Origin of the sequence: Algoriphagus sp. Y33, assembly GCF_014838715.1 — a bacterium.
Classification (GTDB): Bacteria; Bacteroidota; Bacteroidia; order Cytophagales; family Cyclobacteriaceae; genus Algoriphagus.
Genome location: NZ_CP061947.1, coordinates 4,068,613 through 4,080,729 on the forward strand (window position 1 = coordinate 4,068,613; position 12,117 = coordinate 4,080,729).

At 42.7% G+C, this 12,117-nt stretch carries 11 protein-coding genes; 2 read left to right on the forward strand and 9 right to left on the reverse strand.

All coding sequences use genetic code 11. The features are described from left to right. Positions 1 to 141: 141 nt before the first annotated feature. Positions 142 to 636, reverse strand: coding sequence for a septal ring lytic transglycosylase RlpA family protein (locus ID165_RS16315; RefSeq protein WP_192346045.1), 495 nt, complete (start codon positions 634 to 636; stop codon positions 142 to 144). 127 nt (positions 637 to 763) lie between these two features. Between ID165_RS16315 and ID165_RS16320 the strand changes: the two genes are divergently transcribed. Continuing rightward, the gene (locus ID165_RS16320; RefSeq protein WP_192346047.1) at positions 764 to 1,993 is read left to right on the forward strand and encodes an exonuclease subunit SbcD; all 1,230 of its coding nucleotides are present in this window, start codon (positions 764 to 766) and stop codon (positions 1,991 to 1,993) included. Further along, the gene (locus ID165_RS16325) at positions 1,990 to 5,019 is read left to right on the forward strand and encodes an SbcC/MukB-like Walker B domain-containing protein (protein WP_192346049.1); all 3,030 of its coding nucleotides are present in this window, start codon (positions 1,990 to 1,992) and stop codon (positions 5,017 to 5,019) included. The genes ID165_RS16320 and ID165_RS16325 overlap by 4 nt, the downstream gene beginning before the upstream one ends. Before the next feature lie 270 nt (positions 5,020 to 5,289). Here the strand turns inward: ID165_RS16325 and ID165_RS16330 are convergent, their stop codons facing one another. The 8 genes from ID165_RS16330 to ID165_RS16360 form a co-directional block, all read right to left on the reverse strand. Continuing rightward, positions 5,290 to 5,985: an ATP-binding protein gene (locus ID165_RS16330; protein WP_225586791.1), complete on the reverse strand. Its 696-nt coding sequence runs from the start codon at positions 5,983 to 5,985 to the stop codon at positions 5,290 to 5,292. Then, complete coding sequence (locus ID165_RS26785) at positions 5,913 to 6,173, reverse strand: AAA family ATPase (protein WP_225586793.1); 261 nt, start codon at positions 6,171 to 6,173, stop codon at positions 5,913 to 5,915. The genes ID165_RS16330 and ID165_RS26785 overlap by 73 nt, the downstream gene beginning before the upstream one ends. Before the next feature lie 380 nt (positions 6,174 to 6,553). Further along, positions 6,554 to 7,162: an alpha/beta hydrolase gene (locus tag ID165_RS16335; RefSeq protein ID WP_192346051.1), complete on the reverse strand. Its 609-nt coding sequence runs from the start codon at positions 7,160 to 7,162 to the stop codon at positions 6,554 to 6,556. Then, positions 7,155 to 8,105 carry a ring-cleaving dioxygenase gene (locus ID165_RS16340; protein WP_192346053.1) on the reverse strand — a complete coding sequence of 317 codons (951 nt, stop codon included), beginning with the start codon at positions 8,103 to 8,105 and terminating at the stop codon, positions 7,155 to 7,157. The genes ID165_RS16335 and ID165_RS16340 overlap by 8 nt, the downstream gene beginning before the upstream one ends. A 112-nt stretch (positions 8,106 to 8,217) precedes the next feature. Beyond that, the gene (locus ID165_RS16345) at positions 8,218 to 8,745 is read right to left on the reverse strand and encodes a YceI family protein (RefSeq protein ID WP_192346055.1); all 528 of its coding nucleotides are present in this window, start codon (positions 8,743 to 8,745) and stop codon (positions 8,218 to 8,220) included. Positions 8,746 to 8,820: 75 nt separating this feature from the next. Continuing rightward, the gene (locus tag ID165_RS16350; RefSeq protein ID WP_192346057.1) at positions 8,821 to 9,273 is read right to left on the reverse strand and encodes a MarR family winged helix-turn-helix transcriptional regulator; all 453 of its coding nucleotides are present in this window, start codon (positions 9,271 to 9,273) and stop codon (positions 8,821 to 8,823) included. A gap of 246 nt (positions 9,274 to 9,519) precedes the next feature. Continuing rightward, positions 9,520 to 10,320 (reverse strand): alpha/beta fold hydrolase, encoded by an 801-nt coding sequence (locus tag ID165_RS16355; protein WP_192346059.1) that lies wholly within the window; start codon positions 10,318 to 10,320, stop codon positions 9,520 to 9,522. An 80-nt stretch (positions 10,321 to 10,400) separates the two neighbouring features. After that, positions 10,401 to 11,990, reverse strand: a complete 1,590-nt coding sequence (locus tag ID165_RS16360) for an amidohydrolase family protein (protein WP_192346061.1) — start codon at positions 11,988 to 11,990, stop codon at positions 10,401 to 10,403. Between the last annotated feature and the right edge of the window lie 127 nt (positions 11,991 to 12,117).

Genomic DNA, 12,117 nt, shown 5'->3' on the forward strand with positions numbered 1-12,117 from the left:
TAAAAAAAGTGAATTGCCTTCTACCTCACCCAACAATTTGTAGGGATAAATTTCCCGAAGTCTAACTTTTTTACGTACCCGCAGCTCTCCTTTTCACAATAATTATGGATTAAGACAGTAGAATATCAAATTATTTTAAACCTAGCGTCTATCAATAGAAAAATCCAATCCTCCATCAGGAACTATAACAGGCTCCTCCACAGGGCGTAACCGCATAGAGGAAGGCGGATCATCTCCAAAATACTCAATCAGCCGATTTATGTCCGCAGGGGTTTCTACTTCAATCCGTACGTCGGTAATACCATCATGGAGAAGTCCCAGCCGGGTACCTGCTTTACGTGACAAATCTATCGTACGCTTGGAAACTCTGGGCAACCTATCATTAATCCTCACCCAAACGAACTCTCCTGTATCCACTCTTGTCACTTTTACCCTCGTGTCGAAAGGCAAAGTCTTGTGGGCGGCCGTTAAACTGTCCATGTGAAAAACCTCCCCATTGGAGGTCCGTCTCAGGTGAAATCTCCGACCGTAAAAACTGGCTGTACCTTCCTGAATCAATAAAGCATCCGGTGGCAATGAGGGCTGGGAATGTTCAGACGACAGTGCTGCTATCAAAATCAAAAACCAGTTCCACATAGACTATTCATGAATTACGCTCTGTCTTTTCAATAAAGATGCCAAATCATGTGATTTGTATCAAATGGCTTGCAGCTAGTCATTCGCTTAAGTAATTTGGTTCTTCATTTATTTTTAGACTACGAATATGATCAAAATCCTTCACACCGCAGATTGGCATTTGGGAAAAAAGCTTCAGGAATTTTCAAGACTGGAGGAACAAAAATTGGTTTTGGAGGAAATCAGAATTATAGCAGATCGCGAAAATGTCGATTTAATTCTTTTGGCAGGTGATATTTTTGACACATTCAATCCCAGTCATGAAGCGGTAGAATTACTTTACAAATCACTTCGAAGACTTACCAATGGGGGGAAGCGTCCGATTGTTGTCATCTCCGGAAATCATGACAGTACACAGTTCGTTGAAGCTCCCGATCCCTTGGCCAGAGAAATGGGAATCTTTTTCTATGGAAAATATGACACAGTAATTCCGAATGGAAAACTTGACAACGGCATAGAAATCACCCAATCTGCCATGGGGTTCGTAGAAATGAAACTCCCGCAATTTAGCTTTCCGGTCAGAATCATTTTGGCTCCATACGCTAATGAAGTTTCGATGAAAACCTATTTGGGAGAAGGAGATAGAGAGGAGGAATTCCGAAATTTGATGGGCGAAAACTGGAAGAAAATAGCCGATCAGTATTGCGATGACCAAGGAGTAAATCTCTTTGTCGGGCACTTTTTCTTCATGAAGGAGGGAGAAAAACCTGAGCCTGAACCTGAGTCCGAGCGCCCAATACTTCATGTAGGAGGAACCCAGGCACTGTTTACCGGAAATATCCCCCATCAGATCCAATACGCTGCTCTGGGGCATTTACATCGCTATCATGCGTTGGGACATGAGCACTGCCCGGCAGTCTATTCCAGCTCGCCACTAGCCTACTCTTTCAGCGAAGCAGACCAGCAGAAGCAAGTGGTGATCATCGAAGCAGAACCAGGAAAACATGTTCGATTCCAGCCCATTGGACTCAAAGAAGGACGGCCTCTTTATCGCAAAACCTTCGACAATTTGTCCTACGCCTTGTCTTGGCTGGAAGAAAACCCTTATTGCTACGTAGAATTGACCTATGCTACCGAAAATTCTATTGAAGCAGCAACCAGAAAAGCTATTATGAAAGCCCACGACGGCATCGTCAATCTAATCCCACAAATCAAAAACCCTTTGGGCAGGGAAAATCAAAGTTTGCAAGTGGAAGATCTGGGAAAAGACATGGAAAGCCTCTTCAAACTTTTCTACGAAAGCAACAAAGGCCAGAAGCCAAACGAAGAACTACTCGCAATCTTCAAAGAAGTCATCAGCCAAAACGAAGAAATATGATTCCTATCAAACTCGATATTCAGGGATTATATTCCTATAAAGAAAAACAGACCATAGAATTTGACAAACTCACGGCTGCCGGACTGTTCGGGATTTTTGGTGCGGTAGGCAGCGGGAAATCATCCATTCTGGAGGCGGTACTTTTGGCACTTTACGGTAGTACTGAGCGTCTTTCTGATCGCGGAGAAAAGACTAGCATGGTCAATCTGCAAAGTGACCAGTTGCTCATAAACTTCGAATTCAGCTCAGGAAGAAACAATGCCAAAACTTACCTGGCCCGCTATGCGGCAAAGAGGAATACCAAAAACTTTGACGACATCAAACCCGCCGAACACACCTTCTATGAAAAAACAGATGGGAATTGGCAACCAATTACAGCCAGAGCCGAGGAGATAATCGGTATGCGTAAGGAGCACTTCAAGCAGACTGTCATTATTCCCCAGGGAAAATTCCGTGAATTCATCGATCAAAAACCCACAGACCAGGCAAAGATGATGAAGGAGCTTTTTGGCTTGGAGAGATTTGACCTTTCATTCAAGACCGGAATTCTACTAAAAACCGTCAAAGAACAGAAAATCCGACTTGAAACTCAATTACAGGGACTGGAGGAGATCACAGAAGAAATATTCACTGAAAAACAAGCGCTATTTTCAGTATTGAAAAGCCAAGCAACCGAAGCTTCTCTCAAGCTGAAAACTGCGGAAATAGAAATCCGAACTCAGCAAAACCTCCGGGACAAATATCTCCAATTGCTGAAGTTCAGAACTGAGCGGGAGAACTTGAATATTCAACTGCCGGAAATAGAAAAACAGCGTCAGCTTCACTCAGAATTCATTACTGCCACCACTTATCTGCGACCGGTATGGGAACAGATCAGGGATACCAAATCAGACTTTGAAAAGTATAAAGTAAGTGTCATTGACTGCGAACGCTTCAAAATTGAATTTGCCAAGGAAGTCTCTGACCTCGAAAAAGAAGAAGAAGAGCTAAAGAAGAAGAATCAGGAAAGACCTCTGCGGGAAAGTAAAATCAGGGACCTGAAGAAAGTCATCGAGATTCAAAAGCTGGAAACTCAGCGCGAGGACGTAAATTCAACTTTGGTGAAACTGTCACCGGCTATAGAGACCAAAAAGCAAACCCAAAAAGAGTTAGAAACAAAAATCGCTGATCTGGAGAATCAGGCAGAAAAGGTAAATACCGTAGACAGTACATCTTTAGCTCAACTCTTAAGTTCTGCAAAAGACTGGCAGCACACAACAAACCAATTAAACAAAGTTCAGCTTGAAGCAGAGGAGGCAAAAAGAGAAGCGGAAGAAATTCAGCTCAAACTAAATGAACTTAAGCATAGAATTCCTGATGTAGCCGATTCTTTCGAAACATGGGTTGTTCTACAAAAAAACAGCATAAGTAATTTGGAAGAACAGCGGGATCTGCTTATGCAAAAGCAAGGGCTTGCCGCTCACGTTCATTTACTCCATCAAGGTGAGGCTTGTCCACTTTGCGGTGCCTTGGAGCACCCGGATCCCTTGGATGTTGATGGAGGAAATGAGCTGGAGCTGAAATCCCATGAGATCCATGAAGCCAAATCTCTACTTGAGAAAACTCAAGTTTTAGCTTCTACGCAAAATGAATTGCTCTACAAACTCGAAAACCATCAAAGAACCCTAGGTGCCAAGAACGATGAAATTCATCTCCTAACACAGAATTTTACCGCATTAAAAACCGGACTCGCTCATCATGGGATAGATTCTCAGGAGAGTCTGCAGGCCAAAATAAGCGCTATAGAACACAGCAGTCAGGCCAGGGAGCGACTTCTCAAAGAAGTGAAAACACTTCGAAAAAACTGGGAAGCTGATCGGGAACTGATCACTCAGTCAGAGAAAGAACTTCAGCAAGCGCAGTTGAAACTGCAATCTGTGCAGTCCAATATTTCTTCCAAGAAAGAAGAAATCCGGGATATGGCCTTCTGCAAGCAGTTTTTCACCAAAGAGCCCGATCAAATCCAAGTCACTATTGACAAAGTGGAGAAGGACATAGAAGAAGCACTACAATTGCTCGAAGGAAAGCAAAGGCATCTTCGCGACCAAAGAAGCAAAAGAGATATAAATCTGGCAGATTTAGAAAATTTCATCCGGTTGCGGGAGCAAAGCCAAGCTAAGCTTGAAAGACTCACCTCAGAATTTGAATCGCTGAAAGTACAGCATGGATTCAGGGATGAGGAACAATTGATCCGCTTATTCCGGCATTCAATTGATGCGGAAAAAATAGCCCGTGAAATCGCGGATTTTGACCGCAAACGCGATATAGCGGAGAGTAGAATTCAGGAACTTGAAGCTGAAAATGGAGTGGCTGATTTTCAAGAAAATGCATTTCAGGAATTAGTCATATCCTTCGAGAATTTAAAAACCAATGCAGAGTCCTATCAAAAGCAGGTTCATTTACTCGACAAAGAAATCCAAGAAACTACGGCTAAACTAGCAGAAAAGAAGATTCTTCAGGCAGATTTTGCCAAGCTGGAGATACGGGAAAGCTATCTCAAGGAACTGGAAAACATGTTCCGTGGAAGTGGATTTATAAAGTTTGTGAGCTCTATCTACCTAAAGGAACTCTGCAACACTGCCAACGTGAGGTTCATGAAGCTTTGCAAAAACCAGCTCAGTCTGGAGATAGACGACAACAATACATTTTGGGTGATTGATTATCTGAACGGAGGCAAAAAGCGACTTCTCAAAACCCTGTCGGGGGGACAGACATTTCAGGCTTCACTTTGTCTGGCTTTGGCTTTGGCAGAGAAAGTAAAAGCACTTAACCAGGCAGATCAAAGTTTCTTCTTTATGGATGAGGGATTTGGAGCCTTGGACAGAAATGCCCTGCGGGTAGTCTTCGAGACCCTCAAATCACTTCGTCATGAAAACCGGATAGTGGGAATCATCAGTCATGTAGAAGATCTGCAGCAGGAAATCGGTGTCTTCGCCAATGTGGAACTCGATCCTGAGCGGGGATCTCAGGTGAGTTACTCGTTTTAAATCAGATTTTTTACTTATTATACTGAGTAAATTTACTCATTATGTTGAGTAAAATATAAAAAAAAGAATTATTCATTGAAAATCAATGGATTATAAAATAATTTTAAGAGCAAATTAAGTGAATAGGAGTGCATAATTTAGCATCTTCAGGCACTTTGCTCAAAAGTGGATGAGATAAAAAGGGTTCTAATCTACGCCCTGAATGAAAAGCTCTGCCTCCTTCGTGGTTAAACAAACTTCCACAAAAAAGACAGCCATTGGACTGCCTTTTTAATTATATAAATCTAACAGATCCATCTGCAAGAAGTCCTCCAAGGGAATTCCACCCGTCCCCACAACAAGCGATCTTTCCGGATGATAAGCACTCGTGAAGGAATTCAAGCCGGTCAATCCACCGACTTTTGAAGTCTTCACTTCCAAGGCTATTATTCGTTTCTTGTACGCTACCACAAAGTCAACCTCATTATTCCCTTCTCTCCAATAGTAGACGTGCACCTTTCTCTCTTTGAAAGTCTCATTTACCAGATGGGCTCCTACTGCAGACTCCACCCATCTCCCCCACGCACGATGATCCGCTTGGAGAGTTTCCATGGTTTCATTGGAAATACCTGACATGATCGCAGTATTATGCACCATGAATTTGGGACTGGAAGATCGCTTCCTAACGAGGTTAGGACTGTACTTTTCGAGCCCACTTAGCAAACCAGCCTCATTCAAAAGCTCCAAGTAATGAGCAAGTGTGGTGGTGTTTCCGGCATCAGCAAGCTGCCCCATGACTTTGGTGAAGCTGAGAACCTGCCCCGAATAGGATGAACCAATCTCAAATAGCCGCTTCATAAGCGCCGGCTTGTCTACACGGGTAAGCATTAGGATATCCTTAGAGATACTGGTCTCTAACAGCGCATCCCGCACATAGTTCTTCCAGCGGTCTTCATCCGGGCACTTTCCCATTGCTGGGCTATCCATATCCTATCAGTAGCCGGAACCGCATCAGCAGCGACCAGTGTATGTGGCCAATTGATATCCTTCATGATCTGACGCACAAGTGTCGTTTTACCGACCTGACGAGGACCATAGATTACTTGGATGAACATTCTAGGCTCATCGCAAAGACGTTTCTGTATCTGGTCTTTCTCTGCTCTCTGATAGCTCATTCTTTTTACTCTTTAACCTAAGTAAAATTACTCAATATAATGAGTAATTTTAAAAAATATATCATATTAATTTTACTATCAGTTAGTTACAAGATAATTTTTAAAGAATATTCATCCATACTCAACAGGAAATAACAGATATGGGCACATCCAGGGATGACAATGCATTTGGGAAACAAGGCTTTGACTTTCCGCTCTGCGGCAGCCAGGCTTTCTGTCGTACAAACTTGGACTTCCGTCCTATAGGAGGCTAGGTTGCCGGAAAATTATCTCTAAACTATTGCCTCTGAGAAAATCTCCGCATCCTATGCGGTTAAAATTTTCACAAAAAAAAATCCTCTGACGACTGCCAGAGGATTTTTTGAATTAAGAAAACCTATTTACAATATATTCTCATTAACCCAATCAATTTCTTCCTTGCGGATAGTGTGATTGGAATCCTTGAAAATCAACAACTTCACTTTTGCACCCATCCTGCTCAGTAGGGTTTCTGAATCTTTTATTCTGGATAGTGGTACATGCATATCTTTTTCACTGCTTCCAATGAAAATTTTTGTACCCTCAAAGTCTCCAGGATATTTCTCTTCCTGAATTTTCTCTCCTATCAATCCGCCGGTAAAAGCTATAACTCCCCCTAGCTTCTTGGCATGTTGTGCCGCGAACTCAAGACTCAGACAAGCTCCCTGGGAAAAGCCAATCAGCACAACATTCTCCGGAGGTATATCTGCTTGAGCGATTTGGTTCCATGCTGCTTTTATACGCTCCAGCGATTTGGTCAAAGCAGCTCGATTAGCCTCGTCAGGGGCCATAAAACTATAGGGATACCAAGTACCTCCATCGGCTTCCGGTGCCAAAAGCACATACTCATCAAGGGTAAGGTATTGCGAAAGCGAAAGTATACTCTCTGCATTTGCACCTCTACCATGAATTAATATCGCTGCTTTCTTTGCCTCAGCCAACGGAACACCCGTTACTTTTATCTTAGTCATAAGCTTCCACATTTAACTTTACCGGCACTAGACTCTCTTCAAATTTGGCTCGATTTGGTTCAGCCCATTCGGGTAATTTGATCAATTCACCCAAGTGTGCTTCATCCTCGTCTATAGCAAAGCCTGGCTCATCCGTTGCTACTTCAAATAGCACTCCTCCCGGTTCGCGGAAATAAATGGAGGTGAAATAATTCCGGTCTTTCACTTCTGTCACCTGATATCCATTCCGCATCAAGAGTTCCTGCACCTGAAGCTGTGAGGCGGCATTCTCTGTTCTGAATGCAATGTGATGCACCGTTCCGGCACTTTGTGAACCTCTATTTCCCGATTTATCAAGTATGATGTCCACAATATCTCCCGGTTTGCCGGCAGTACCGTAACGAAATCTGCCATTTTCCTCACCGATGAAGTGGTAATCCATGTGTTCTGTCAGCAGCTTTTCCGTCAATTCTTTGGCCCGTAGATTTAAGGTAGCTCCATAAAACCCTTTGATAGAATGTTCTATTGGCACCTGACCATAGGACCAACCTATTCTATCATCTTGGTCATTGGCTACCAGCTCAATTCCCATACTGTCATGATCTTCAAAGCGAATCAGCCGATCACCAAAACGGGTTAAAATATCAGATACGGAAATCCCATATTTCTTCAACCGCTCTATCCAATAGTTTAACGATGAGGACGGGATAGAAAAGGCCGTGTAGGTAACCTCACCAGCCCCTTTGCTTCCTCTACGCGCACCGGTAAATGGAAAGGTGGTGAACACTGTACCCGGTCTTCCCAACTCATCTCCAAAATAGAAATGATAAACACCCGGGGCATCGAAATTAATCGTTTTCTTCACCAATCTTAATCCAAGAATTCCGGTGTAGAAATCAATATTTGCCTGTGGATTGCCTGCAATTGCAGTAATGTGATGGATTCCAGTGATTAATGGTTTCATGACTATCGGGGAAAATGGTTACTATTATCTTGCGCAATTTCAGGTCTGCTGAGGACGCAAGGATTGTATAAAGAAACCTTCAAGGCCTTGAAAGACCTCGAAGGTTAAAACATTACGCCTGTTTCACAAGCTGAACGCTCAGGATCAAACGAACCTGATCACTTACTACTACACTTCCAGCCTCAGTCACGGGTGACCAAGTCAAACCGTACTCTTTACGGCTGATTTTACCTTCAATCTCAAATCCTGCCTTAGTCTGTCCATAAGGATCTCCGGCGACACCACCAAATTCCACATCCAGCGTTAGTGGCTTTGTGTTTCCTTTTATCGTCAAATCACCGACTAATTTATAATCTCCACCTTCATTTACAATTTTACCGGCAAAGCTCAATTTAGGATGATTCTCTGCATCAAAGAAATCTGCTGACTTCAAGTGATTATCCCTGTCAGTCTGATTGGTACTGATGCTGTCGATTGAGGTAGAGAATGATACACTTGAACCGTCAAAATCTTCAGAAGCACTTTCTACCTCACCTTCGAATTCCTTGAAATAGCCTGTCACTGTAGAAATCACCAAGTGTTTTACTTTGAAAGACACTTCAGAGTGTGTAGGGTCGATAATCCATTTTGTAGTACTCATAATTTTCTTGTTTTTTAGTTAAATTTTTGTTTGTATTGATATTTAATGTATACACATGAATAAGTGTAAAATTTTTTAACCTCTCAATTTATCCAGTAGTTCATTCATGGTGTCAACTTCTCCTTTGGTGAGATTAATCACTTGATTATTGAATCCTTCCATTCGAACTTGCAAATCGTCCAATATCTGAAGACCTTTTTCGGTAATCATAATATCCACTTGCCGACGATCATTTGGGCACTCACTCCGCTCTACCAACTGCTTTACCTTTAATTTGTCTACCAGCCTACTGGCATTGGACATTTTGTTGAGCATTCTATCCTGAATGGAAGAAACTGTAATAGGCACTCCATTCTGTCCTCTTAGTATCCTAAGCACATTGTACTGCTCAGGAGAAAGGTCAAAGGGTTTTAAGACACCATTCTGAGCTGACACCAAGTAGCTATGCGTATAAAGAAGATTGACCACTAACTTATTGTATGGGTCTTTAAACTCCTTCTGCTTTATTGCATCTTCTAAACTCCCCATATCTTTTGTTGTTGTATTTAATGTATATACATACAAATATAGGAAAAGGTTTCATTTGCGGAAAAAAAAATAAAAATATGTCTATCTCCAATGATACCAATTGCCTTAGTTTCTCTGCTCCTCAAGCAGGAAAGCCCCCATGGCAGGAGGAAGTGTCACAAATCCTATAAAGCTTTTGTCTCTTTACCGGCAAACAATCAGATACACAGATTTTTCTAGCTTAGAAGAATACACGACACTATACCATCAACTTCTCTCAATCAACCAATCACCTATCAGTCTATTGATTTCTTTCGGCTTTTCTATGGAACTGCTATGGCCTGCACCCGGAATTAGGTGCAATATTGACTTACGGATACCCATATGGATAAACTTGGCCTTCACAGGAGTGGTTGCTACATCTTCATCCCCCACTATAATCATCGTGGGGCAGATGATTCCTACAAGTTCGCTTTCAATCCCCTTTCTATAAATGACCCCATCTACTGCTCCTGAGATATTCCTCTTGTTCGCTTTCAGTTCTGATCTCCAGTAATTGATTTTCTCAGAATTGAGCGGATCATTAAGCCAGCTCTCGGCAAACATAATCTTCATCACTTTACGGGTGACGGGAGGCACTACACCTAGCCATTTCACTATCCCGTTCAATGTTTTGTATTTAGGGAGATTTTCCACTGGCTCCGAATTTGCCGATGTCTCTAAGAGAATCAGGCTTTTAATCAGCTCAGGAAACCGAGAAGCAAGTCTCATACCTATAAAACCTCCCATGGAAAGACCTGCAAAGTGTACAGACCCAACACACAACCCCCTGATCAATTCCGCAGCATCATCAGTCAGTGTGTCCATATCAAATGGCCCCTTCACCTCACTTTGACCCTGCCCTCTATGATCATATGCAATCACGCGAAAACGGGATTGCAGAAATTCAATCTGATCACCAAACATCTTATGGCTCCAAAGCAAACCATGCGAAAAGACAATCGTTTCCTCCCCATTTCCTTGATCCGTATAGAAAATGTCAACTCCGTTTACATTGATTTGGGGCATTAGTCAATTTGTTTTAGCGCAATCTGTCAATAGAAACCACGTATTGACCGAGATCACCTCATACTAAATTCAATTTCTGTTTACCAATCTAAGCCAGGTTGGGTGATGCTATACTTCCGCTCAGCTTTTTGCCTGTCCACGATCTCTTTCACATCTTCCAAGAGCTTTTTGGCATCATACACTATACCATCCTTCACCGTATATTTTACGCCGCCCACCCGTATCGGTTTATTATTTTCATCAATTCTAATAGCTCCAGTTCCATAAAGCACCTTTAGGTTTTGAAGAGGATTCTCCTCAAGAATGACAAAATCTGCCAGTTTGCCAACTTCTACAGTACCAATTTCATTTTCCATTCCAAGTAATTCAGCACCGTTTAGGGTGGCAGAACGAAGAACTTCCAGAGGATGAAAACCGGCTTCTCTCAGCAGTTCCAATTCACGGATATATGCAAATCCATAAAGCTGATAGATAAATCCTGAATCAGATCCAGCAGTCACTCTTCCTCCTTTGTTTTTGTATTCATTCACAAAAGTCATCCAACGTCTATAGTTTTCTTTCCACTGAATCTCCTCCTCTGTAGTCCAGTCAAACCAATAGGAACCGTGAGACTGTCGACTTGGGGCATAAAACTCCCAAAGTGAAGGCAAAGTATAAACACTATGCCACTCAGCGGTTCTTGCCCTCATCATATCGCGATTAGCTTCATAGATATTAAATGTAGGGTCAAGAGTGAAATCCAATTCAAGCAATTCATCCATTACTTTATTCCAATGCTCAGACCCCGGCGCCGCAGCCTGCTTCCAAAGTTTACCGGCCTCACCAAACCGGTGTTGTTCATTTTGATAGTTGTAATCCAGTCTGAAATCCTGAATCGTACGATCTTCGAACAAGGCTTCAGGCAATCCATACCAATGCTCCATAGATGTAAGGCCGGCTTTGGCAGAACTCAACACATTCCAGCGAGCCACATCCAATTGTTGATGATGCATCGCTGAGCGGAGCCCAATTCTCTTATTCTCCGTGATTGCAGCCTCCATCACTTCAGGATTTGCACCAAAAAATTTAATCCCATCAGCTCCTTTTTCCGCATTCTCTTTCACCCAGGCTTTTGCCTGCTCTGCTGTGGTGATCGGAGCCTTGGCCCCTTGCCCAAAACTGGTGTATGCCAAAATCCTAGGTGCTGTGATTTCATTTACGGCAGACCTTTTCTTTTGGTCCAAGACCCAATCAAGTCCGTTTCCAGCCGAAGGATCACGAATGGTAGTGACACCATGTGCCATCCAAAGCTTAAAGACATATTCCGCAGGGGTGCCTTGACCTCTACCGCCTATGTGCGCATGAGAATCAATAAATCCAGGAAGTAAATAATGTCCTTCCAACTCATACACTTTATCCCCGGAACCGGCTTTTGGCCTTCGTTCTTCATCTATAGGCATTCCGGGATATCCGACCACCCGGATTTGGGCGATTCTATTCTTTTCCACCACAATATCCACAGGTCCCACAGGTGGTGCTCCTGTCCCATCAATGAGAATCACTCCTCTCAAAATCAGCCTCCCATACTGGCCGTCCCCCTCTTCCCGGTCTGGAGCAGGTTCTATTTGGGAAAAAGAAGGAAAAGAAAGACATAAGCCAAAAACAGCAAGGAGTAAAAGTCTTTTGTTCATATACGACAGTCTGATTAAGCCTGATAAGTTAAGCCAAATAGACACAACAAAAAACAAAAACCAAAGAACTATAGCTATAAAAAAGCCCTAAGGGATTTCCATAGGGCTTTTTTAGTGTGATTTTATC